Origin of the sequence: Umezawaea tangerina, assembly GCF_003002815.1 — a bacterium.
GTDB classification, from domain to species: Bacteria; Actinomycetota; Actinomycetes; order Mycobacteriales; family Pseudonocardiaceae; genus Umezawaea; species Umezawaea tangerina.
Genome location: NZ_PVTF01000016.1, coordinates 86,866 through 110,549, shown reverse-complemented (window position 1 = coordinate 110,549; position 23,684 = coordinate 86,866). Strand labels below are relative to the sequence as shown.

The window sequence follows — 23,684 nt, the reverse complement described above, 5'->3', positions numbered from 1 at the left end:
GAACGCCCCCTCCCGCTTCGGCGGGAGGGGGCGTTCCGCCTTCCCGCGCGGTGACCGCGGTCATTTCCGGGCTCGCCGCTCGCCCGGTTCGCCTTTCGGGGAAATGGCCGGTGGTCGCCGCACTAAAGGTTGTCCCGTAATGATCGAGAGTGTTGGCGGGCGGGGGTAACCGCGGTGGTGTCTGCGCTTGGTGGTCGCTCAGGTCGTCATGGCCAGGTTGCGCATCTGGGCGATGCCTCGGGTGGCGTGCAGGACGCCGTCGCGTTTGCGGCGGCAGTTGCGCAGGATGTTGTAGGACTTCAGGTGTGCCAGGGCGTGCTCCACCCGCGCGCGAATGCTCTTATGGACGGTGTTGAGGTCTTCCTTCCATTGCGGCAGCTGCGGTTGCCCTGTGCGCGGTTTCCGGTAGGGCATGATCACCTCGGGGTTGCCCTGGTAGCCGCCGTCGGCCATCACCGTCGCGCCCCGGCACTGCCGGTCCACTCCTGAGTCGGTGTAGGCCCGGCAGTCGTTGCGGTTGCCCGGTGTGGGGTCGCCGACCGCGACAACCAGGCGGGTGTTGGCGTCGATGACGACCTGCATGTTCACCGAGTACCGGTAGTTCTTCGACGAGGCGGACACGCTCCGGTCGTGGGTGGGCACCAGCGTGCCGTCCACGACCAGCACGGTGTCCGAGCCGTGCTTGCGGATCACCGGCGCAAGCGCCAACAAGGGTGCCAGATGATCCACGACGCGGCCCGCGGCCGACTTCGAGATCCCGAACAGCAGCGCGACCTGCCGAAACGTCAGGTTCTTCTGGCAGTACACCGCCACCAGCAGCACCCGATCCGCCAGCGACAACCCCCACCGCCGTCCGGTTCCGGTCTGCTCGCCGCCCCGACGGGCCACGACCCGCACGAGCTTGCGGAACACCCGCATCGACAAGCCCGTGAACACCGGCACCCAGCCGGGCCGGTCCGCACTGATCACCTGTTCCACACCAATGATCATCGATCTTGTGGGGATGGCGTTACGGGACAACTTTTAGTCGAACGGGTAGGCGTTGCTGGGGGTGGCGGCCAGGTTCACCAGGAATGAGCGCTGGCGTGGGTCGTCCCATTCGTCGCTGGCCTCCATCGCCCAGGTCCCCTCCTCCCACAGCACGTAGTCGAGCGCGTCGGGCCAGACCCGGCGTTCCCGGTCCGTCAGCGCGACCCGCGCGAGGTAGGCGTCCCGGAACACCCGCCACTGCCCGGCGTCGAACGGCCTGTCGGCGACCTCGTCGTGGAACAGCAGCACCGCGATGGCCAGGTCGAGGATCCTCGGCACCCGCAACGCGTTGTCCGGGTCGACCAGCACGGGACCGCCCGGCGCGTAGACCAGGTTGGTGGCCTTGAAGTCCATCGACCCCGCCACGATCGGCAGCTCGCCGTCGCGCACGGCGGGCAGCGTCCGGGAGGCGAACTCCCGCGCCAGCGGGTCCAGTCGCGCGGCCAGCCGCGACGCCGCCTCGGGCGCGTGCGAGGCGAACAGCCGGTGCAGCTCGGGCAGGTCGTCGGTCGGGTCGACCGACGAGTAGTCCGGCCACGGGAACAGCGCCATCCCCGCACCGCGCGCGCCCCTGCCGTGCATGCGCCCCAACAGGTCCCCCGCCGCCGCGAGGTCGTCGGGCGTCCCCTCGTACACCCGACCCTCGATCCACGGGTACACGACCCACACGCCGCCGTGCACCGGCGACGGCCCCGCGATCGGGGTGACCACGGGGATCCCGGCCGCGACCAGTCCCCGGCACCAGGCCGCGATCGCCCCGCCCGTGCGGGTCGCGGTGCGCTTCACCACCGCGGGCAGGCCGTTCGACTCCACCGGGAACACCGGCGCCCACCGGTGGCAGGAGCGGGCTGTCGTCGGCCGGACGTCGAAATGCGCGAACACGTCGTGGAAAGCGTCTACCGGGTAGTCGGGCACGAGTCGACATCCTCGACAATCGGCCGATCGGCCACAACCACTTTGGCCGTTCTGCCGACGCGGGAAGTGCAACCCGCGAAGTCTCATGGGCGTCTTGTGATTAGGCCGGATCAGGCCGGAACTCTTCAGTTGGGGGAAACACCGGTGTTGAAGCAAGTCCTCGTGCGCCTCGGCGGCGTCGCCGTCGTGGTGGCGACCGCGGCCGCGTGCGGCGCGTCCGGACCGGAGCAGACCAACCCGGAGCTCGTGCCCCGCGGTACCGCGCTGACCACGGCCAAACCGACCCGCCAGGACCTGACGAACAAGGTGAGCCTGACCGGCAAGGTGGTCATGAACCCGGTGTTCGGCCTCGTCGCGCCGGTCGGCGGGCAGGTCCGGTTCATGGACGTGAAGGAGCCCACCAGCACCCCGACGGTCCCGACCAGGGTCGGGTCGGTGTGGGCCGACGGCGAGCCCACCTGGTTCGAGGTGCCCGCGGGCGCCACGTTCTCCGGACGGCTGGTGGACGACAAGTCCACCGTGACGGCGGGGATGCCCGTCGCGTCGGCGAAGCTCGCGGGCTACGGCATCTCCGCGGACGTCGACAGCGCGCAGGCGTACAAGATCGCGGACGGGTCGGCGTCGGTGCAGGGCCAGATCAAGAACGGCCCCGGCCCGTTCCCGTGCACGCTGCTCGGCACGATCGCCGCGCTGCCCGCGGGCACGGTGCCCGCCCAGCCGCCCGCGGACACCGGCAAGGACAAGGAGAAGGAGCAGACCGGGGACAAGGGCTCCTCCCCCACCGGTCAGCAGCAGTCGCCGCCGGACACCAGCGGTGGCACGAAGTCCGAGCCGACCGGGCTGCGGCTGGTCTGCACCGCGCCCGGCGACGTGAAGCTCATCAACGGCGCCTCGGCCACGCTGGAGGTCGTCACCCAGACCTCGGCCAACGCGCTCGTCGTGCCGGTCGAGGCCGTCGCGGGCGGCCAGGGCCAGGGCAAGGTCGAGATCGTGAAGTCCGACGGCTCCAAGGTGATCGCGGACGTCCAGCTCGGGCTGACCGACGGCAAGGTCGTCGAGATCAAGTCCGGGCTCACCGGTGACGAGACGCTGAGCATGCCCGGCCCGAACCTGCCGACCGCCGAGCAGCAACAGCAGCAGGGCCAGCCCGGCGTCAAGTCGGGATCGTGATGACGCCGCTGATCCGGATCACCGGTCTCACCAAGACGTTGAAGGGGCAGGACGAGCCCCGCACCATCCTCGCGGGCGTCGACCTGACCCTGCACGCGGGCGAGAGCATCGCCATCCTCGGCCGCTCCGGCTCGGGCAAGAGCACGCTGCTCAGCCTGATCGGTCTGTTCGACCGCGCCGACAGCGGCCAGTACCTGCTGGGGGACAACGACATCACCCGCATCCCCGAGCGCAGGGCCGCGGCGCTGCGCAGCGAGGAGTTCGGGTTCGTGTTCCAGCGCTTCTTCCTGCTCAAGCACCTGAGCGCGGTGCAGAACGTGTCGATGGCGCTGGTCAACGGCCAGGGCTGGCTGCCGCGCCGCAAGCGCAGGGCGAAGGCCATGGAGGCGTTGGAGCGGGTCGGCATCGCCCACCTGGCCAAGCACAAGCCGCAGCGGCTCTCCGGTGGCGAGCAGCAGCGCGTCGCCATCGCCCGCGCCCTGGTGCGCGAGCCCAGGATCCTGCTCGCCGACGAGCCGACCGGCGCGCTCGACACCGAGACGGGCAACCTCGTCGTCGAGGCGCTGCGCTCGGCCACCGACCGCGGCTGCGGCCTGATCCTGGTGACGCACGACCACGACCACGCCTCGAAGATGGGCCGGGTGCTCCAGCTGACCAACGGCGTGTTCGACGCGACGCCGGAGCGGGTGGTCGTGTGATGCGCCTGTCCGGGCGGCTCCGCTCGTCCCTGATCATCGGCGGTCAGGGCATCAGGGCCCGCAAGATGCGCACGTTCCTGTCCATGCTCAGCCTCTTCCTCGGCGTGCTCGCCGTCGTCACCGTCCAGGCGGGCTCGGTGATCGCGCAGCGCGCCATGCTGTCCGACGTCGAGATCACCCGCGGCAAGGACGGCACGCTCCAGATGTACCTGCCGAGCAACCCCCAGTCCGTGCCGGTCGCGATAGACGTCATCAAGGGCCGCGGGGACGCGGTCGGCGTCACCCGCGGCAAGGCGGTCATCGGCGAGCCGGGTGTGAAGCCGCTCAACGAGGGCGGCGGGCGCGTGGACGACGGCGGCGGTTACGCCAGGGCCGTCAACGTCACCTGCGACGCCGGCGGGTGCAGGCCCGTGGAGGACGAGGACGCCGGTGCCCCGCAGGGCCAGGCGATCGAGCTCGGCATGAACGCCCTGACCGGTGACATCCGCCAGTTCCGCCCGTTCCGCCTCCAGTCCGGCGAGTGGCTCGACTTCTCCTCGGCGCCCTCGCTGTCACCGCGGATCGTGCTGAACAAGTACGCCGCCGAGGGCTTCGCCAAGCACCGGATCCCCGCCGAGATGCGCGTGTCCGGAGCCGTCGCCAACGCCACCCCGCGCATCATCGGCGTCGTCGACGACGGCGGCTGGGGTCCGGCGGCCTACGTGCGCTCCGACGAGCTGCTCAACTGGATGCCCGTGGACAGCCTCAGCGACCAGCGCTACGGCACCATGGAGCTGATGCTGGCCCCCACCGCCACCGACCTCCAGCAGACGCTCCGCACCCGGCTGGTCGCGGCGGGCGCCAACGCCGACGAGATCCACGCCGAGACCATCAACTCCCTCAAGGAGATGCAGTCCCAGCTCTCGCTCATGCGCTGGATCTTCCTCGGCATGGCCGCGATGGTGCTGCTGATCGGTGTCGCGGGCATCCTCAACGTCGGTCTCGCGACCGTCGGGGAGCGGATCGAGGAGTTCGCCCTGCGCCGGGCCGTGGGCACACCGAGGCTGCTGCTGGCCGGGATCGTGCTGGCGGAGACGCTGCTGACGGGGTTGTTGACCGCCGCGGCCGCGATCGGGTTCGGCATCGCGGGGCTGAAGGCGGTCAGCTCGGTGCTCGGGTCGCGCGAACCGTTCCTGCAGAACGTCGACTTCCCCTGGCAGGCCGGGGTCGCGGGCATCATCGCCGGCCTGGTCGCGGGTGTGCTCGGCGGCCTGATCCCGGCGATCAGGGCGGCCAGGATCCCCATCGCCACGGTCATGCGGGCCTGAGCCGGGGCGCGGTGGGCGCGCCGACCCGGTGCGCCCACCGCGAAAACCCGTTGCCCCGGCTCCGGGCGGTCACTACGTTGCACCACACGCCCTGCCGAGAACGAGGAGGTAGCCCGGTGATCACCACGACGATCATGCGCTCCCTCCTCGCTCACAGGGCGTCGGGTTCCGGTCCGGGGGCGCACCGCCCCTTCGGAAGGAACACCCGTGACCGACCTGGTCATCCGCCCGCTCGCAGCGGGCGAGGCACACCTCTTCGAATCCTTGCCCGACCCCGGTTCGGTGGGCTTCGCGGCGTTCGGTGACACCTACTCCCGCGGCGACTACCGCCCGGAGTGGACGTGGGTCGCCTTGCGCGACGACGTGGTCGTGGCGCGCGCCGCCTGGTGGGCGGGCCCGGACGACCCGGCCCCGCTCGCGCTGGACTGGTTCGACTTCACCGACTTCGACGCCGCCGTGGCACTGCTGAGGAACGCGCCGCTGCACGCCGAGTACAACCTCAAGGTGCCCGCGGACTGGCGGGACGACCCGGAGGTCCGGCGGGACGCCGAGTCCAGGATGGCGGCCGCCACCGCCGCGGGGCTCACGTTCCTGGTCGAGCGGTTCACCTACCGCTGGACCCCCGAGAACGGCGTCCCCGAACGCCCTGGGCGGCTGGAGTTCCGGCCGGAACCCGACGACGACGCGGTGCTGGACGTCTTCCGCCGCATCCACGTGGGCAGCCTCGACGCCCACGTCCGCCGCACGGTCGCCGAGTCCGGACTGGACGCCGCGGCGCGGGAGGACCTGGACTACCTGCGGTGGATGCCGAGCCCGCGCGACTGGTGGCGGCTCGCGTACACCCCGGACGGTGAGCTGGTGGGGATCAGCGCACCGTGCCACCACCACACCTCGCCGGTCGTCGGCTACATCGGCGTGGTGCCGGAGCACCGGGGCAACGGCTACTCCTACGACCTGCTCGTCGAGGCCACGCACCTGCTCGTCGGGCACGGTGCCACGCACATCGTCGCGGGCACCGACTGCGCCAACCTGCCGATGGCGGCGACGTTCGCGAAGGTCGGCTACCCGGTCCGGTACCGCCGGATCGACATGGTCTAGGAACGCCGATGGCCCCACTCGGTGTGTTCGGGTGGGGCCATCGGGGAAGAACTACTTGGGCGGCTGCTCGGCGAGGAACTTCTCGAACTCCGCGCCGAGCTCGTCGGCGCTGGGGATCTCCTCTTCCTCCAGCAGCAGGCTCTGCTCACCGCGCTCCGAGCCGGTGAACGCGTCGTACTGGCGCTCCAGGGCCGCCACGACCTCCGAGACCTCCTCGGACTCGTTGACCTGGCGCTGCAGCTCCGCACCGGCCCTGCGGGCGGTCTCGCGCAGCACCTCGGGCGGGAGGGCGAGGCCGGTGGTGCGGGTGATGGTCTCCAGCAGCACCAGCGCGGCGGCCGGGTGCGTGGACTGGGCGAGGTAGTGCGGGACGTGGGCGGCGAAGCCGATGGCGTCGTGGCCGTGCTCGCCGAGGCGGACCTCGAGCATCGCGGCGACGTTGCCGGGCACCTCGACGCGGCTGAAGAACGGCTGGTGGCCGGTGATCAGCTCGCTGCGGGTGGCGTGGGCGGTGACGCCCAGCGGGCGGGTGTGCGGCAGGCGCATCGGGATGCCGTGGAAGCCGATCGTGGTGCCGACGCCCCAGCGGTCGACCAGCTCCAGCACGGCGGCGGAGAAGGTCTCCCAGCGGAAGTCGGGCTCGGGGCCGCTGAGCAGCAGGAACGGGAACCCGGCGGCGTCGTGCACGAGGTGCACGAGCAGCTCGGGCGCGGGCTGCGGCTCGAAGTGGTCCGTCGCGAAGATCATCGCGGGCCTGCGCGACCGGTAGTCGATCAGCTGGTCGATGTCGAAGCGCGCGACCACGCGGTGCTCGTAGCTGCTGAGGATGTGCTCGACGAGGAGCTTGCCCGCCGCACCGGCGTCCATGAAACCGTCGAAGTGGTGCAGCAAGACGGCTCCGGTCAGGTCCGGTACGTCGGAGTCCACCTCGTACAGGTTCTCCGGATCCAGCACCACCACAAACCTCCCAGCGAGTCACGGACGTTCCGCAAGTGCCAACAACCCCTGATCGGCTTACATTCCCCCTATTTTCACACCCGTTCGCCGGACGGGTACCCCTATTTCCCGAAGACCAGGGTTTTCAGGCCCGGAGAACCCCTCGAATTACTCCGAACGGCCCAGCGCGGCCGTGTCCCGCACGACCGCGCCGGACCTCCGGGATGCCCGTTCCACCCCCGTCCCACGCCCGCTTCCCGCCCGCCGCTACTCGGCGAGCCAGGTGATCTGCCTGATCTTGTTCATCGCGTCCAGCGCGGCGACCTTGTAGGACTCGGCGAGCGTCGGGTAGTTGAAGACGGCGTCGACGAGGTAGTCGACGGTGCCGCCGCAGCCCATGACGGCCTGGCCGATGTGGACCAGCTCGGTCGCGCCGGTGCCGAACACGTGCACACCGAGCAGCGAGCGGTCCTCCGAGGACACCAGCAGCTTGAGCATGCCGTAGGAGTCGCCGATGATCTGGCCCCTGGCGAGCTCGCGGTAGCGGGAGATGCCGACCTCGAAGGGGATCTTGGCGTTGGTCAGCTCGTCCTCGGTGCGGCCGATGTAGCTGATCTCCGGGATCGTGTAGATGCCGATGGGCTGGTTGGCGCTCATCGCGCGCACCGGCTCGCCGCACGCGTGGTAGGCCGCGAGGCGGCCCTGCTCCATCGACGTGGCGGCCAGCGCCGGGAAGCCGATCACGTCGCCGACCGCGTAGATGTGCGGCACGGCGGTGCGGAACTGCTCGTCGACGCTGATCCGGCCGCGGTTGTCGGACTCGATGCCCGCCTTCTCCAGGTCGAGGCCCTCGGTCATGCCCTGCCTGCCGGCCGAGTACATCACCGTCTCGGCGGGGATCTTCTTGCCGCTCTCCAGCACCGCGATGGCGCCGCGGGCGTACCGCTCGACCGACGCCACGGTCTCGCCGAACCGGAACGTGACGGACAGGTCGCGCAGCTGGTACTTGAGCGCCTCGACCACCTCGAGGTCGCAGAACTCCAGCATCCGGTCGCGCCGCTCGACGACGGTGACCTTGGTGCCCAGCGCGGCGAACATCGAGGCGTACTCGATGCCGATCACCCCGGCGCCGACCACGATCATCGACTGCGGGATGTGCTCCAGGTGCTGGATGCCGTCCGAGTCGATGATGGTCTTGTCGTCGAAGTCCACCGTGTCCGGTCGCGACGGGCGCGTCCCGGTCGCGATGACGATCTTGTCCGCGGTGACCTTGTGCAGCTGCTCGGTGCCGTCGACGACCTCGATGGTGTGCTCGTCGAGGAACTTGCCGAGGCCGGGCAGCAGGGTGACCCTGTTGCGGGACAGCTGGTTGCGGATGACGTCGATCTCGCGCCCCACCACGTGCTGGGTGCGCGCGGACAGGTCCGCGATGGTGATGTCGTGCTTCACGCGGTAGCTCTGGCCGTACATCTCGCGCTGGTTGAGGCCGGTGAGGTACAGCACCGCCTCGCGGAGGGTCTTGGACGGGATGGTGCCGGTGTTGATGCACACCCCGCCGATCATGTCGCGGCGCTCGACCACCGCAGCCTTCTTGCCGAGTTTCGCGGCGGCGATGGCCGCCTTCTGCCCGCCGGGACCGGAACCGAGGACCAGCACGTCGAAGTCGTACATGGCGATCAGTCTGCCTCAGGGACCGCCGGATTGGGCCCGCTCACGCCGACTGGTCACCGAACTGGTCCGGCAGCGCTACGCGCAGTTCGTGCCTGCCCGACAGGCCCAGCTTCCGGTAGACCCCGGACAGGTGGAACTCGATCGTACGACGGGTGAGGAACAGCCGTTCGGAGATCTGCTTGTTGCTGTACCCCGACCGGGCCAGCCAGGCGATCTTCGCCTCCTGGCGGGTCAGGTCGCGCCCGGCCCGCACGATCTGGGCCAGGTCCTCGCGGGCGCGCAGCAGCTCCGCGCGGGCGGTGGACAGCGAGAGCAGGTCGACCGACTCCCCCAGCAGCTCGACGGCCTCCTCGCCGTCGCGGGTGGAGGCCACCGCGTGCAGCGCGATCCCGACCGCGCGGGAGGTGCCCCAGCCGCGGGCCTCGATCAGCTCCTGCTCGGCCAGCACCTTCGCCAGCTCCCGCCGCCGGTCGCCCAGCGCGGCCAGCGCCGCGCGCGACCGCCACGGGATGACCGCGGGGTTGCGGACGCCGCCGTCGACCAGCCGCCGCCCGCACTCCAGGTAGTCCTCGACACCGGGCCGACGACGTCCGGCGGCCACGTGCAGCGCGCCGCGGGCGGCCAGCAGGTAGGGCGCCTCCGGCCCGTCGGGGACCTCCCCGTCGAACCCGTGCTCGCGCAGCAGGGCCGCGGCCACGTCGTACTGCTCCAGCCCGACCTCGGCGGCGACGAGCTCGGCCAGCGCGAGGTGCCTGGTGCGCAACGAGAGCGCGCGCTCGTCCAACACGGACCTGGCCAGGTCGCGGGCGACCAGCGGCTGCCCGTTGGCGTGCGCGATCCGGGCGCGCAGCAGGCCGAGCACCGCGCGCTGCCGGGTGCGCTCCTCCACCCGCAGGCAGAGTTCCAGCGCCAGTCCCGGTTCGTCGGCGTAGAGCAGGACGGACACCGCGTGCCACAGGTCCGCGTAGGCCTCGCAGGAGGCCGCTTTCTCCACCGCCTGACCGCGTTCGGCACCGCGGCAGGCCGCGAGGTAGGCCGACCGCACCGACCGGAACCCGTTGTCCACTGTGGACCGGGTGAGTGTGTCTGTCATCGGTCGACTCCCCGTGCACATGCTGATGCTCACTCGGAGGACAACCTTGGCAGCACGGCGATGAGAAAACTGTGAGCGAGTGATCAAGCCACGACTTCGGGCAGCGCCAGCTCGATCGTCGTGCCGCCCAGCGGCGAGTCCACCACCTTCGCCGAGCCGCGGTGCAGGTCCGCCACCCAGCGCACGATGGCCAGCCCGATGCCGGTCCCGGTGCTGCTGCCGGTGACCCACTGGTCGAACACCCGGTCCCGGTCGGCCAGGTCGATGCCGGGGCCGCGGTCGGACACGGTGACCGTGCCGCCCGCGACCTTCACCTCCACCCGGACCCGGCCGTCCTCCTGGGCGCCGTGCTTCACCGCGTTGTCGACCAGGTTCCGCAGCGCCTGCGACAGCAGCACCGGGTCGCCCTCGACGATGGTCGGGTGCAGGTCCACGTCGACCGTGCGGCCGTCGTCGAGCTGCTCGCCGACGACCTCCTCCACCAGCTGGTCCAGCCGCAGCGGCAGCCACTCCATCTGCCGGGTGCCGTTGCGCACGCGGGCCCGCGCGAGCAGCCCCGTGACCAGCTGCGCCATCCGGTCGACCAGGCCCACGACCTGGGCGGCGGACGCGCTCGCCCGCGCCGGGTCGTTCGCACCGGCCTCGGCGATCAGCCGCAGCGTCGCCAGCGGGGTGCGCAGCTCGTGCGCGGCCTCGGCCAGGAACCGCTCCTCCTGCTCCAGCGCCCGCACCGCGGGCCGGGTGCCGATGTAGGAGAGCATGTGGCCCGCGCCCGCGGCGAGCACCAGCATCGCCAGGCAGCCCCAGAACGTCCACATCACGTACTCGCGGTGCTCGGCCACGCCGGGCGCCGGGTCACCGGCCACGACGACGTAGGCCGCGACCTGGTTCGTGGTGTTCCAGACCGGCGCGGCGGCCAGCCGCAACCGGTCGCCGCGCGGGGTGACGCCGTCGCCGAGCACCGCGTACTGCAGGTCGCGGACCTGCTCGACCAGCGCCAGCTCCTGCTTCTCGGCGGACTTCGCGTTGTCGACCTCGCGGGAGTAGCGCGACACCCACGTGCCGTTGTCGCGCACCCAGACGTGCAGCAGCGTGGTCCTGCTGACCAGCGCGTCCACGTCCAGCGGCTCGAGGTGCAGGTTGCCGTCGCCGTCGTAGTAGACGACCCGCGACAAGCCCGCGACCTGCCGGTCCAGCTCGATGTCGAGCGCCTGCGCGCGCGAGCGCTCGTCGTTGACCAGGGCGATCGTGGCGAGGGTGCCGATGCAGATCGCGGTGGTGGCGGTGAACAGCACCGTCAACACCCAGCGCACCCGGCGCAAGCGCTTCGCCGTGGTGCTCTGCCAGGCCGTGGTCACCCGATCTCGTCAATCACGAAACCGACCCCTCGCGACGTCGCGATCAACGGCGGGGGCCCCAGCTTGCGACGCAACTGGACGACGACGGCGTCCACCACGTTCGACATCGGTTCGGCCATGGCGTCCCAGCAGTGCTCGATGAGTTCGGAGCGCGAGACTACCTGGCCGCGGCGCGCGCAGAGGAGCTCCAGGACGGCGAACTCCTTCGCGGTGAGGCTGAGCATCACGCCCGCGCGGGTCACCCGGCGGCGGGCGGCGTCGACCTCGAGGTCGGCGATCTTGATCAGGGACGGCCTCGGCTGCTCGGCGCGGCGGCACAGGGCGCCGACCCTGGCGACCAGTTCGGCCATCGCGAACGGCTTGCCCAGGTAGTCGTCGGCGCCGTGGTCGAAACCCGCGACGCGCTCGGCGATGCCGTCCATGGCGGTGAGCATCAACACCGGGACGCGGGACCTGCGGGCCCGCCAGCGGCTGAGCAGATCGAGCCCGTCGCCATCGGGGAGACCGCGGTCCAACAGGACGCAGTCGTAGGTGTTCGCGGTGAGGCTCTCCTCCGCGGAAGACAGGTCGGTGACCCAGTCGACGGCGAATCCGGCCTGCCGAAGACCCGACACGACCTCATGGCCCAGTTCAGCGTCGTCCTCGACGGCCAGTACACGCACAACCGAGAGACTAGTGCGCCGGGGAAAACCTGTGGTGGATCCGTAGAGACGAGTCTTGTTCGCGGCGTTGAGACTCGGGATCCCACGGACCGCCGGACCGGGTGCTGCTATCGGGTGCTGGCTCGGGTACTGCCGATCGGTTGGTCGTGGCTCTGGTCGCCGCCTGAAAGACCTCCCCCCTGTGAGGGGAGGAGGGAATCCCCTGCCGCCGGCGTCCGACCGATCATGACCGGTCGGACGCCGGCTCCTTGCTTGGGGGGTGGTTGGCGAAGCCCGGCCCCCGTGCGCGCAATTGTCTCAATGTTCAACCCCTGTTTGTCAAGACGGTAAAGCTGTCTTGACAAACAGGGGTTGAACAGGAGGGCGCTGTGTATCGGGGGCAGGGGTAGGTCTGGCTTCGCCAGCATCGGCTCCGCCGACTCGGGCATCCTCGCTCCGCGTCGGACAAGGCATCCTCGGCTGCGCCGTTGGACGGGGCATCCGCGCTTCGCGGCGGACAGGGCATCGGCTGGCGCCGACGAGGCCCCAGGCGCTTCGCGCCGGATGCGCGGTGGCGGGCTGCGCCCATCGGGGTGGGTGGGTGGGTGGGTGGGTGGGTGGTTACTCGCTTTGCGTCGGGCACTGCTGTTGTGGAAAACCCCCGGTCGGAGGGGAGGCGACCGGGGGTTTTCGGGTGTTGCGAGTGGTTATTGGCGGGTGTTGGTGAAGTCCTCGATGAGGCGGGTCCAGGCGCCTGCGCTTTCCAGGGCGGGGGCGTGGCCGGAGTCGAGTTCGGACCAGGTGGCGTTGGGGATGCCGTCGGCGAGGGCCTTGGTGAGGGTGGGGGAGATGAGTTGGTCCTGCTTGGTGCCGATGACGAGGGTGGGGACGGTGACCGACGGGAGGTCGGTGGTGATGTCGGTCTGCAGGACCAGGTCGATCTGCTCCAGGAGGCCGGCGGGGGTGGTGAGGGCGACCAGTTCGATGAAGCCCTCGCGCTGTTCGTGGCTCATGCGGCCGAGGTAGGCGGTGCCGAGCATGAGGGAGGTGACGTAGCGGGCGAGGGCGGTGCGGTCGCCGGTGGCGAGGGTGCGCCAGCGCTGGACGCGGGCGCGGGTGACGTCGTCGAGGGCGGCGAAGCCCGCCGTGAGAACGAGGCCGGTGACGTGGTCGGGGTGGCGCAGCGCGGCGCGGACGGCGGTGGCGCAGCCGAGTGAGTAGCCGACGACGGTGAACTTCTCGGCGCCCTCGTGGACGGCGGTGGCGACCAGGCGGTCGGCCAGGTCGTCGAGGTCCAGGGGCGCGGTGGAGCGGCGGGTCGCGCCGGAGCCCGGCAGGTCGGCGCCGATGACCGTGAAGGAGCGGGACAGCGGCGCGAGCAGCGGTCCGAAGTTGGCCTGGACGGTGCCACCCGCTCCGTGCGCGAGGACCACGGCGGGTCCGCTACCGCGGACGGTCGCGGCCAGACGTGCCGTGGACATGTCGACCTGGGTCATCGGTGGGCCCCTTTCGTTGAGCCGAAGCTATCAGTCAAGACCGCGCATGATGGTGGGTTCGAGGCTTTCACCTTCGGCTGTCCACCATTCGCGCGGAGGAATGCAGAACCTCTCCACGATGTCCTCGTGAGAAGCATTCGCGACGGCCACCTCGGTGGTTGCGGGTTCCATGGCGACTCCTGTTGCTATCGCGCGGATCGGCATACTCGATATGCGCTTCAGGTTCAATCACCATAACGACGGAATGTGACGCAGAACAACCCCTACGACTCCCCTACGGCCCGAAAGGGCAGCAAAAGGGTCTGGGGTATCCACTGCTCCGTTCAGCCGAGACACTTGGTGGCGGCCGGTGGGCGTTCGCACTACTCCCCCACCTGTCCGGACGCAACACCGAAAACCCCCTACCGGCACCCCAGTCCACACATGGGCCCACCCCTGAGTCCGTCGAAGTGATGACGACAACCGCCTAAAACGGCGTTACGTTACGAAGGGTCCGGATCTTCGCGGAGTCGTTCACCGGAATTCCGGAACGAGGGCAGACGCGAGTTCCGACATCGCGGACGGAGGCGATGCAGTCGTGCAGTCGCACAGCACCGGTGAATGCCGGAAGAGCTCAGGCGGAGTGGCGGACCACGAAGGTCGGCGCGAACACCACGGAACTGACGGGCCTGTTCGGCCGGTCGACGTGGTCGAGCAGCAGCCGCACCATTTCGGCCGCCATGTCCTCCACGGGCTGCCTCACCGTGGTCAGGGTCGGGTCGCACACGAGGGCGGAGCTGCTGTCGTCGAAACCGACGACGGCGACGTCCTCGGGAACGCGGCGACCGGCCCTGCGCAGCACGGGCAGGGCCCCGTGCGCCATCAGGTCGGACGCGACGAACAGGCCGTCGAGGTCCGGGTGCTCGGCGAGCAGCCGCTCGACGGCGCGCGCGCCGGACTCGGAGCTGAAGTCGCCCTCGGCGACGGGCACGTCGTGGTGGCCCAGGTCGGCCATCGCGGCGCGGAACCCGTCGAGCCGGTCGATGCCCGCGGGCGCGTCGAGCGGGCCGGAGATCGTCGCGATCCTGCGTCTGCCGAGGCCGACGAGGTGTTCGGCGGCGAGACGGGCACCCGCGGCCTGGTCCACGTCGACGTGGCTGATCCGCAGGGCGCCCATGGGTCTGCCGGACAGCACGACGGGCAGCCGCATGTTCGCGAGCAGGGAGGGCAGCGGGTCGCCGCGGTGCGTGTGGATCAGTATCGCGCCGTCGAGCCTACCCTGCCGCAGGTCGGCGACGAGGTGCTCGTAGGTGGACGACCCGGCCAGCGTCACGACGAGGTGCACGCCGATGGGCTGGACGACGCCCATGACGCCCTCCACGACCCGGCCGAAGAACGGGTCGCCGAAGATGCGGCCCTCGCTCGGCAGCACCAGGGCGACCGACCCGGCCCGCCGGGTCACCAGCGACCGCGCCGCCAGGTTCGGCCGGTAGCCGGTCGCGTCGATCGCCTGCTGCACCGTCTCGCGCAGCTCGCTGTCGACCGTCGGCACGCGGTTGACCACACGGGAAACCGTCGCACGCGAAACGCCGGCCACCCTCGCGACTTCTTCGAGGGTCACGGCCCTTGTCGCAGGAGCGACCAGTTCACCCGGCATGAACACATTTATACCTTGCCCGCGTGCGGTGACCGTGGGATTTCCACCAGATGGACCGGCGGGTAGTCGCCTTTTAGGGCCGCGACCAGCGGTTCCGCGACGGACTGCTTATGAATGTGTTCACCCGGTAAACGCCGTGCAAAACCCGCCAACCTGGGCATGAATTGGCCCACCACAGTAGGAGGACGACCTTGTTCGCGAAGTGGGGTTCACTTGCGTACCACCGCCGTTGGGTGGTGATGATCGCCACCTTGGTGCTGACCGTGATGGGCGGAATGTGGGGACTCGGGGTATTCGACCGGCTCAGTGAGGGTGGTTTCGGCGACCCCACGAGCGAGGCCGTGCGGGCCAACAAGGTCATCGAGGGCACCTTCGGCCGCCAGGGCGGCGACATCGTCGTGATGTACACGGCGCCCAGCGGCAGCACGATCGACTCGCCCGACCTGAAGGCGAAGGTCGAGAAGCAGCTCTCGGGCCTGCCGACCGACGCGGTCAAGACGGTCGCGTCCTACTGGAACATCCCCCAGCCCAACCCGTTCGGCAGCGCCGACAAGTCGAAGGCGCTGGTGGCGATCACGCTGCAGGCCTCCGACTCCAACACCCAGCTCAAGGACTTCGCGCGCTTCTCCGACCAGCTCAAGGTCGACGGCGTCGAGACCCAGCTGGCTGGCCAGATCCCGGTCCAGAAGACGATCAGCGAGATGTCCGGCGCCGACCTGGTCCGCGCCGAGGCCGTGTCGATGCCGATCGTGCTGATCCTGCTGGTGATCATCTTCGGCGGTGTCGTCGCGGCCTCGCTGCCGGTGCTCGTCGGCGGTCTGGCGATCATGGGCTCGATGGCGCTGCTGCACGCCGTCTCGCTGGGCACCGAGGTCAACTCGTTCGCCATCAACGTGGCGACGCTGCTCGGCCTCGGCATGGCCATCGACTACGGCCTCTTCATAGTCGGCCGGTTCCGGGAGGAGCTCGCCGCCGGGCGCACCACCGAGCAGGCCGTGCAGCGCACGGTGGGCTCCGCGGGCCGCACGGTCGTGTTCTCCGCGACGCTGCTGGTGATCGCCCTCGCCGGTCTGCTGCTGTTCCCGCAGAGCTTCCTCAAGTCGCTGGGCTACGGCGGCATGTCCGCCGTCGCGGTCGCCGCGTTCGTCTCGCTGACCCTGCTGCCCGCGCTGCTGGGCATCCTCGGCCACCGCGTCGACAAGCTGTCCATGCCGTGGCGCAAGCGCATGGCCAAGTCCGAGGGCGGCGCCGTCTGGGCCAGGCTCGGCAAGAAGGTCATGAAGCGCCCGGCCCTGATCGCCGTCCCGATCGTCGCCGTGCTGCTCGCGCTGGGCGCGCCGTTCCTCGGCGTGAAGTTCGGCGAGGTCACCGAGAAGGTGCTGCCCGCGGGCAACGAGGCGCGTGTGGCCGTGGAGACCCTGAACAAGGACTTCCCCGCCATCGCCAAGACCGGCCTCGACATCGTCGTGAAGGGCAACACCAGCCAGGAGGCCGTGCAGCGCTACGCCGAGCGGGTGGCCGCCGTGCCCGGCATCGACACCGCGGCGCTGGCGCAGGAGCCGAAGGACAACATCTGGCTGCTCTCGGCCTCGCTGGACGGCGACCCGCTCAGCGACGCCTCCAAGCAGGCCATGCTCGACGTCCGCAAGGTGACGCCTCCCCTGGGCGCCAGCGAGACGCTGGTGGGCGGTTCCACCGCCGTCAACGTCGACAGCCTGAACGCCATCAGCTCGCGGCTGCCGTGGATGGCGCTGCTGTTCATCGCCGCCACGTTCATCCTGATGTTCCTGGCGTTCGGCTCGGTCCTGCTGCCCATCAAGGCGATCGTCATGAGCGCGCTGAGCCTCTCGGCCACGTTCGGCGTCCTCACCTGGATCTTCTACGACGGCCACCTGGCCTCGCTGCTCGGCGTGACCCCGTCGCCGCTGGACTCCGGCATCGTGGTCCTCATGGTCGCGATGATCCTGGGCCTGTCGACCGACTACGAGGTGTTCCTGCTCTCCCGCATGGTCGAGGCCCGCAACAAGGGCGCCAGCAACGAGGAGGCGGTCACCGTCGGCCTCGCCAAGACCGGCCGGGTCATCACCGCCGCCGCCATCCTGCTCATCCTGGTCACCGGCGCCTTCGCCTTCTCCCAGGTGGCCATGATGCGCTTCGTCGGCGTCGGCATGATCCTGGCACTGGCGCTCGACGCGACCATCGTCCGGATGATCCTGGTCCCCGCGGTCCTCAAGCTCCTCGGCAACGCCGCCTGGTGGGCTCCCGGCCCGCTGCGCCGCATCCAGGAGAAGCTCGCCATCCACGAGGGCGGCGACGTCGACGACGAGGACGACCACAAGGACGACGACAACCGGCCCGCGCAGTGGCAGAGGTTCCCGCAGCCCGTTGGGTGAGGTGAGTGGTGAAGGGGAGGCCCCGGCAGAGATGCCGGGGCCTCCCCTTTTGCGCTGGGTGGTCTCGCAGCACTCGACGAAGCGAGTCTGCCCCCACGAGGTGTGGCCAAGCATCTGGTACGCAACAAGCCCAACGGCCGACCCAGCGCAAGCCGCTGGTAGGCAACGAAAGCACGCAACCGTGGTCGATTTTACTTGGGGTTTTTGGGCCTACAATTAGTCGGCGGGCAGGCTCTACCACCTGCCCTTTTTCGCCCGACGAGGCCCAAAAAGAGGGGCCCCAAGTCAAATCGACCACACCACCGCGGGTCGTAACCCCCACCCAGCCACCCCCATACGAAACCCACGAAACCACCCCCGGACACACCACTGCCCCCGAGTGGGGGGCTCGGGGGCAGGGTGGGTGGGGTCGCCTCACGGCAGGGCGAGGGACTCCAGGTGGGGGACGACGGTGTCGACGCTGGGGAGGGCGAGCATCTCGCGTTGGGCCCGGCGGACCTCCGCGGTGATGGCGGGGTCGGAGAGGACCTGGCGGCAGGTGTCGCGGACGACGTCGGCGGTCGTCTCCGGGATGATGCGGCCGAGGTTCATCTTCTGCAGGAGGTCGGCGTGGAAGGGCTGGTCGCCGAACTGGGGCAGGACGGCCATGGGGGTGCCGCCGAACATGGACTCGCGGATGCTGTTGTAGCCGCCGTGGGTCACGAACAGGTCGGCGCACTGCAGGAGCAGGGGTTGGGCCATGCGCTCGACGACGTGCACGTTGTCGCCGACCTCGATGCCGTCCATGGACAGGCCGCCGGTGGCGAGCACCGCGTAGCAGTCCAGTTCGGACAGCCCGCCCGCCAGTGCCCGCAGGAGGACCTTCGACGGGTCCTCGTCCTGGGGTGGGCCGAACTGGAAGAACTGGCGCAGCTGCACCAGGACCGTGCCCATGGCGCAGGCCACGAGCGGCTTGTCGGTGGGCAGCTGGGCGATCTCGCGGCTGAGCACCTCGTCGCGGGCGACGATCGGGGACTGGCGGTAGCGGATGGCGTAGGGGACGTCGAAGGCGGCGAAGGAGTAGCGCTCGGGCACGGAGTCGAAGCGGCCGAAGCGGTACAGGGCGTCGGGGTCGTGCGCGGGCGGGAGGTCGAGCTCGGCGCGGCGGTCGTTGAGCAGGTCGACCAGGCGGACCGGGTCGACCATGTCACCGGCGCCGGACGGGCCGCAGATGTAGCGCAGGCCGAGCTGCTCGGCGACGAGGGTGGCGGCGATCTCCGCGGAGTCGCGCACGACCAGGTTCGGCTTGAAGTCCAGCGCCAGCGCCATGATGGCGCGGTAGGTCGGGGTGATGTGCGGTCCGCCCGCCATCACCAGCATCTCGTCGAACGCGGTCATCTCCGGCGGCGGTGCCACCGGCTTCCCGGTGCGCTTCGCCTCGGCCGCGCGCTGCTCGGCGCCCTCCTTCATCACGGCCATGATCGAGTCGTGCATCTCCGGGAGCACCGGCTCGACCCGCACCCGCTCGTCGGCGTACACCGGCGCCAGCGAGGGCGGCAGCGCGACCAGGACGTCGTGCCCGGCGTCGGCGATCGCGCGGATCAGCGGGAGCATGTCCCGCGCGTGGCCCTGGGAGCCGGTGATGCTGCTCAGTACTCGCACGACTGTCGCCCTTCATCTGTGGAAACCGACGGTCATCGCATCGGGAACTTGACCTGACCGGACACGATCGGGTTCACGTAGTTGCTGCTGGAGATCTGCATCTTGCGCATGGCCAGGCCGGTGAGGACCTCCAGCACGGCGCGCCGCGCGTTGAGCGCGGTCGAGTAGCCGGGGTCGATGTTCGGCGCGACCTCGACGACGTCCATGCCGACGACGTTGGTCTCGTGGGCGAGCCTGCGCAGGGCGGGGAACAGCTCCCGCGTGGTCAGGCCGCCCGGTTCCGGGGTGCCGGTGCCGGGGGCGTACGCGGGGTCCAGGACGTCGATGTCCAACGACAGGTAGACGTTCGGGACGTGCGAGACGTCGGCGATGAGCTTGTCGATCACGGCGTCGATGCCGAGCCGTTCCACCTCGGCCATGAAGTGGGACTTCATGCCCTGCCTGCGCATCCAGTTGAACTGCTCGTCGTCCGGGGCGGACGGGCTGCGCAGCCCCATCTGGACGATGTTGGCACCGGGGAACTTCTCGTCCTCGATGAGCCGGTGGATGGGGGTGGTGTGGCTGACCTTGTTGCCGTACACCTCGGCGTGGCAGTCGGGGTGGGCGTCGAAGTGGACGACCGCGACGCTGCCCGCGCCGTGCACGTCGTTGAGCGCGCCCGCGCTGGGCCACAGCAGCGTGTGGTCGCCGCCGAGCACGACCGGCACGGCGCCCGCCTGCGCGACCTCGGTGATCATCTCCCGGATCGGCTCCATGGAGTTGGCGTTGCTGAACATGTCCACCGGGGCGTCGCCGTAGTCCACGACCTTGAGCTGCTGGAACGGCTTCACCCTGGTGGCGGAGTGGACGAAGTCCTCGTAGTTGTTGAACAGGTAGCGCTCTTCGGTGCGGATGGCCCTGGGCCCGAAGGCGGCACCGCGGTGACCGACGGACTGGTCGAGCGGAACACCCACGACCGCCACGTCCACGTTGCCCGCCCGCAGGTCCGCCTGGTCGAGGCAGATCGGCACGTTCATGAACGTGCCGATGCCCGAGTAGGCGGGTTGGGCGAAGTTGCGGCGCAGGTCGATGGGACCCGGCTCGCGCGGTGGGTTGATGGTCGAGTGGATCCGGTGCGGCCACTTCTCGTCGATCACGAAAGCTCTCCTCAGGTCGCTACTTCTCGGGGCGCAGCGCGGTTTTCGGGGTCACGGCCGTCACACGGAAGTTCCTGGTGGTGCAGTCCAGGCGGTGGAACAGGTTGTCCGCGCCGGTGAACCACAGGTCGGTGACGCCACCGCGCCGCAGCGCGGAGACCACGTCCGGCCAGTTGATGGGCCGGTCGAACGTGTCGAGCAGCATGGTCCGCATCGCCTCGGCGTCGGCCACTGTCGTGCCGTTCTGGTCGGCGATCACCGGGATCCGCGGCGCCCCGATGTCGTAGCGGGCGAACACCTCCTCCTCGACCTTGCGCCGCAGGGCGGAGAACGCTCTGGCGTGCACCGGCGGGCGCATCGAGTACATGGAGTACCCGCCCGCGTCCCTGATGCGCTGCTTGAAGAAGTCCAGCGAGGACTCGCGCACCGAGACGAAGTAGAAGTCGTGGTCGAGGTAGCCCGAGATCTCGTACCACTCCCCCCGCGCCTCCATCTCGGCGAGGATCTCCTTGGTCCGCTCCTCGGGGGTGCGGACGAACGACTGCGTGATGACGTCGGAGTACTCCGCGGTGAAGAACTCCTCCTCGCACCGGGCCAGCTCCGCCGTCATCCGGACCACGTCGCCGAACGGGAGCGAGTCGACGAACGCGGCGGCGGCCTTCTGCCCGAAGCTCGGCCCGACGCACAGGTCGGGGTCGAGCCCCATGGCGTCGACGGCGCGGTCGGCCAGCGCCACCGAGTTGACCAGGAAGGCGATCTGGGTGGCCTCGGAGTACTCGTGGTCGGTACCGCGGAAGCGCTGCAGCACCGAGTACCCCAGCGCCTCGTCGGCGGCGGCCAGCCGCCGACGGGCGTAGCGGTCGAGGACCATGTACCTGCCGACGTCGGCGAAGTTGCACGGCCCCATACCGGGGAACACGATCGCGGTGAGCCCCTGTTCCACCTCGTACCCGGACTTCCCGTTCTGCGCACCGGGGGCGGCGCTCTGCGTGTTCTCCATCGGTGTTCCCCGTTCCGGTCAGACGCTGGCGCCGTCGGGGACCTCGGCCAGCGCCAGCTGCTCGAGGTGCAGCCGGTCGGGCTTGCCGTTGCGGTTGAGGGGGAAGCTGTCGAGCACGTGCACCCGGTTCGGGCGTTCGTAGACCGGCAGCAGCTCGCTGAGCAGCTCCCGCCAGAAGTGCGGCTCGCGGTCGAGCGAGTCCTCCACGAAGAACACGAGCTGGCAGCCGCGGCGCTCGTCCGGGACGGACACGACCTTGGCGGAGCAGCCCTTCTCGGCGATCTTGCGCTCGATGATCTCCGGGTAGAGCGTGTAGCCCATCCTGGTCACGGCGAACTTGCGGCCGAAGACGGACAGGTTGCCGTGCGCGTCGAGCTTGCCGAAGTCGCCGGTCTGGAACCACTGCTGGGTGTGCGGGACGAGCGTGCCGTCCTCGGCCAGGTAGCCCTCCATCACGTCGGGGGTGTTGACCAGGACCTCGCCGATCTGGTCGACCTCGACCTCGTGGCCCTCGTCGTCGACGACCTTGATCTCCAGGCCCTCCATGGCCACGCCGCACGCCACCGGGTTCTCGGGCGTCGCGAACGACACGTTGCCCATCTCGGTGCTGCCGTAGCTGTCCAGCAGGGGCAGGCCGAAGCGGTCGACGTAGGCCTTCACCAGCGAGGGGTCCAGGGGCGCGGCACCGCTGCAGAACATCCGCACGGTGTCGACGTTCAGGCCCGCCTCGGGGCGCTTCTGCACGATGTTGAGGAGGCTGCGGTAGGTGGAGGGGGTGGCGTCGACGACCGTGACGCCGGTCTGGCCCGCCATCACCAGCGCGCGGTCGATCCTGCGGTACGGCGCGACGACGAGCGAACAGCGCTCCTGCCACGCGATCAGCACCATGGAAAGCCCGTACTGGTGGGAGAACGGCAGCAGCGGCATGAGGACGTCGCCCTCGCGGTGGCCGACCTGGGCGGCGTTGCGGCGCAGGTTCTCCAGGAACTTGCCGCCGGACTTCACGATGCCCTTGGGCGTGCCGGTGGAGCCCGACGACCACATGACCAGGCCGTCGGGGCGCTCGGACCACTCGGTGAAGTCCAGCTTGTCCCGCAACGGGGTCCGGCTGGCCGCGGCCACCAGGAGCTCGTAGATGAACACCTTGCTCTCGTCGGCGTCCAGCGGGGCGTCCTCGTCGACGACGCACATCTTCACGCCCGCCTGGTTCGCGATCCGCCGGGTCTGGTCGGCGCGTTCCTGGCTGTCGACCATGACGATCGACGCGCCGACGTGCATCAGGGCCAGCAGCGTCACGACCCACCCCGCCGAGTTGCCCGCTTTCAGCATCACCCGGCAGCCGTGACCGATGCCGTTCTCCCCCAACACGTCGGCCACGCGCAGGGCGTTCTGCTCGAACTCGGGATAGGTCTGCACCGAGTCGGTCGAGAAGAGTTTCGCGGTCATCTGCGGCACTCCTCCTTCCTCTTGCTCACGGGGCCGCGGAGGAGCGCGCGGCGTCCCGTCGGGTTGGCGCACTGCTCGCAGCGAGAAGTAATTCGTGAATGCACTGCCCTGCTGAAGAGTCGAATCTCCGCTGAAGTCCAACTGGGACAAGGGTATTATTACGTTGTTCCGGAGCGAAACCCCTGACCACACCCGTAGGGGTCCCCTACCCCCGCGGGGGCGAATACCCGGTGAGACGTGCGGAGATGAGGTCGGTCACCTCGTCTTGATGGGTGCTCAGGTAGAAGTGGCCACCGGGGTAGACCTGGAGGTCGAAGGCGCCGGTCGTGTGCTCCGACCAGGCCCGCGCCTCCTCTATGGTGGCCTTGGGGTCGCTGTCGCCGACCAGGACGGTGATCGGGCAGGACACCTGGGCGCCCGGCTCGCACCGGTAGGTCTCCACGGCCTTGTAGTCGGCGCGGATGACCGGGATGACCAGCCTGAGCAGGTCCTCGTTGCCCAGCAGCCGGGAGTCGGTGCCGCTGAGCAGCTGCAGCTCGGCGACGATCCCGTCGTCGTCGCGCAGGTGCACCTGGTCGTCGCGGTAGCGCGACGGGGCGCGGCGGCCGGAGGCGAACAGGGCGACGGGGGCGGTTCCGCGCCGTTCCAGTCCGCGGGCCACCTCGAAGGCCAGCGTGGCCCCCATGCTGTGGCCGAGCAGGGCGAGGGGCTTGTCCCCCACCCACGGTCCCAGTGCCGTGACGATCCGGTCGGCCAGCACCTCGACCGTCTCGATGCACGGTTCCGCCCGGCGGTCCTGCCGTCCGGGGTACTGCACCGCCAGCACTTCGACTCCGGGCCTCAACGATTCCGACACCGGGTAGTAGAAGCTCGCCGAACCTCCCGCGTGCGGAAGGCAGACCAATCGGACCTCACTGTCCGGATTGGGGTGGAAACGACGAATCCACAATGCGGTGTCGACAATTGCTCGTGCCATGGCGGTTGGTTTTTCCTCTCACGACTTCACGGCCTAACCAGGGG

The 23,684-nt window shown here is 69.8% G+C and carries 20 protein-coding genes; 5 read left to right on the top strand and 15 right to left on the bottom strand.

The features are described from left to right. Positions 1 to 198: 198 nt before the first annotated feature. Positions 199 to 990 (bottom strand): transposase, encoded by a 792-nt coding sequence (locus CLV43_RS39725; RefSeq protein WP_425445795.1) that lies wholly within the window; start codon positions 988 to 990, stop codon positions 199 to 201. Positions 991 to 1,023: 33 nt separating this feature from the next. Continuing rightward, positions 1,024 to 1,944, bottom strand: a complete 921-nt coding sequence (locus tag CLV43_RS39720; protein WP_106194640.1) for a phosphotransferase enzyme family protein — start codon at positions 1,942 to 1,944, stop codon at positions 1,024 to 1,026. A gap of 144 nt (positions 1,945 to 2,088) precedes the next feature. Between CLV43_RS39720 and CLV43_RS39715 the strand changes: the two genes are divergently transcribed. The 4 genes from CLV43_RS39715 to CLV43_RS39700 all read left to right on the top strand — a co-directional run bounded on the left by CLV43_RS39715 (position 2,089) and on the right by CLV43_RS39700 (position 6,217). Further along, on the top strand, positions 2,089 to 3,114 hold the full coding sequence (locus CLV43_RS39715) for an efflux RND transporter periplasmic adaptor subunit (protein ID WP_106194637.1): 1,026 nt from the start codon (positions 2,089 to 2,091) through the stop codon (positions 3,112 to 3,114). Then, entirely contained in the window at positions 3,114 to 3,812 is a 699-nt protein-coding gene (locus CLV43_RS39710) for an ABC transporter ATP-binding protein (RefSeq protein WP_106194634.1), read from the top strand. Before CLV43_RS39715 ends, CLV43_RS39710 begins: the two co-directional genes overlap by 1 nt. Beyond that, positions 3,812 to 5,119 (top strand): ABC transporter permease, encoded by a 1,308-nt coding sequence (locus CLV43_RS39705; protein WP_106194631.1) that lies wholly within the window; start codon positions 3,812 to 3,814, stop codon positions 5,117 to 5,119. Before CLV43_RS39710 ends, CLV43_RS39705 begins: the two co-directional genes overlap by 1 nt. A 207-nt stretch (positions 5,120 to 5,326) precedes the next feature. Beyond that, positions 5,327 to 6,217: a GNAT family N-acetyltransferase gene (locus tag CLV43_RS39700; protein WP_106194628.1), complete on the top strand. Its 891-nt coding sequence runs from the start codon at positions 5,327 to 5,329 to the stop codon at positions 6,215 to 6,217. A gap of 51 nt (positions 6,218 to 6,268) precedes the next feature. Here the strand turns inward: CLV43_RS39700 and CLV43_RS39695 are convergent, their stop codons facing one another. From CLV43_RS39695 to CLV43_RS39665, 8 genes are all read right to left on the bottom strand, one after another. Continuing rightward, entirely contained in the window at positions 6,269 to 7,174 is a 906-nt protein-coding gene (locus CLV43_RS39695) for a proteasome assembly chaperone family protein (RefSeq protein ID WP_106194625.1), read from the bottom strand. A gap of 246 nt (positions 7,175 to 7,420) precedes the next feature. Continuing rightward, the gene (gene sthA, locus CLV43_RS39690; protein WP_106194622.1) at positions 7,421 to 8,824 is read right to left on the bottom strand and encodes a Si-specific NAD(P)(+) transhydrogenase; all 1,404 of its coding nucleotides are present in this window, start codon (positions 8,822 to 8,824) and stop codon (positions 7,421 to 7,423) included. 40 nt (positions 8,825 to 8,864) lie between these two features. After that, positions 8,865 to 9,917: a response regulator transcription factor gene (locus tag CLV43_RS39685; protein ID WP_146175096.1), complete on the bottom strand. Its 1,053-nt coding sequence runs from the start codon at positions 9,915 to 9,917 to the stop codon at positions 8,865 to 8,867. 83 nt (positions 9,918 to 10,000) lie between these two features. Beyond that, on the bottom strand, positions 10,001 to 11,275 hold the full coding sequence (locus tag CLV43_RS39680; protein WP_106194616.1) for a sensor histidine kinase: 1,275 nt from the start codon (positions 11,273 to 11,275) through the stop codon (positions 10,001 to 10,003). Continuing rightward, a complete protein-coding gene (locus CLV43_RS39675) occupies positions 11,272 to 11,937 on the bottom strand; it encodes a response regulator transcription factor (protein ID WP_106194614.1) in 666 nt (221 codons plus the stop codon). The genes CLV43_RS39680 and CLV43_RS39675 overlap by 4 nt, the downstream gene beginning before the upstream one ends. A gap of 686 nt (positions 11,938 to 12,623) precedes the next feature. Continuing rightward, positions 12,624 to 13,412, bottom strand: a complete 789-nt coding sequence (locus CLV43_RS39670; protein ID WP_245887337.1) for an alpha/beta fold hydrolase — start codon at positions 13,410 to 13,412, stop codon at positions 12,624 to 12,626. Between the two features lie 30 nt (positions 13,413 to 13,442). Continuing rightward, positions 13,443 to 13,583: a hypothetical protein gene (locus CLV43_RS48195; RefSeq protein WP_170156220.1), complete on the bottom strand. Its 141-nt coding sequence runs from the start codon at positions 13,581 to 13,583 to the stop codon at positions 13,443 to 13,445. A gap of 442 nt (positions 13,584 to 14,025) precedes the next feature. After that, positions 14,026 to 15,048, bottom strand: coding sequence for a LacI family DNA-binding transcriptional regulator (locus CLV43_RS39665; protein WP_106194860.1), 1,023 nt, complete (start codon positions 15,046 to 15,048; stop codon positions 14,026 to 14,028). A gap of 239 nt (positions 15,049 to 15,287) precedes the next feature. On the opposite strand from CLV43_RS39665, the gene CLV43_RS39660 reads away from it, so the two are divergent. Then, entirely contained in the window at positions 15,288 to 17,441 is a 2,154-nt protein-coding gene (locus tag CLV43_RS39660) for an MMPL family transporter (RefSeq protein ID WP_245887334.1), read from the top strand. Between the two features lie 414 nt (positions 17,442 to 17,855). Here CLV43_RS39660 and CLV43_RS39655 read toward each other — a convergent pair whose 3' ends face one another. The 5 genes from CLV43_RS39655 to CLV43_RS39635 all read right to left on the bottom strand — a co-directional run bounded on the left by CLV43_RS39655 (position 17,856) and on the right by CLV43_RS39635 (position 23,640). Beyond that, positions 17,856 to 19,082 (bottom strand): glycosyltransferase, encoded by a 1,227-nt coding sequence (locus CLV43_RS39655; RefSeq protein WP_106194608.1) that lies wholly within the window; start codon positions 19,080 to 19,082, stop codon positions 17,856 to 17,858. Positions 19,083 to 19,114: 32 nt separating this feature from the next. Further along, complete coding sequence (speB, locus tag CLV43_RS39650) at positions 19,115 to 20,218, bottom strand: agmatinase (protein WP_245887330.1); 1,104 nt, start codon at positions 20,216 to 20,218, stop codon at positions 19,115 to 19,117. Positions 20,219 to 20,237: 19 nt separating this feature from the next. Next, entirely contained in the window at positions 20,238 to 21,218 is a 981-nt protein-coding gene (locus CLV43_RS39645) for an ACP S-malonyltransferase (RefSeq protein WP_245887329.1), read from the bottom strand. Between the two features lie 18 nt (positions 21,219 to 21,236). Then, positions 21,237 to 22,664, bottom strand: a complete 1,428-nt coding sequence (locus CLV43_RS39640; RefSeq protein ID WP_106194853.1) for a class I adenylate-forming enzyme family protein — start codon at positions 22,662 to 22,664, stop codon at positions 21,237 to 21,239. Positions 22,665 to 22,869: 205 nt separating this feature from the next. Then, a complete protein-coding gene (locus tag CLV43_RS39635) occupies positions 22,870 to 23,640 on the bottom strand; it encodes a thioesterase II family protein (protein WP_106194605.1) in 771 nt (256 codons plus the stop codon). Positions 23,641 to 23,684 lie beyond the last annotated feature (44 nt).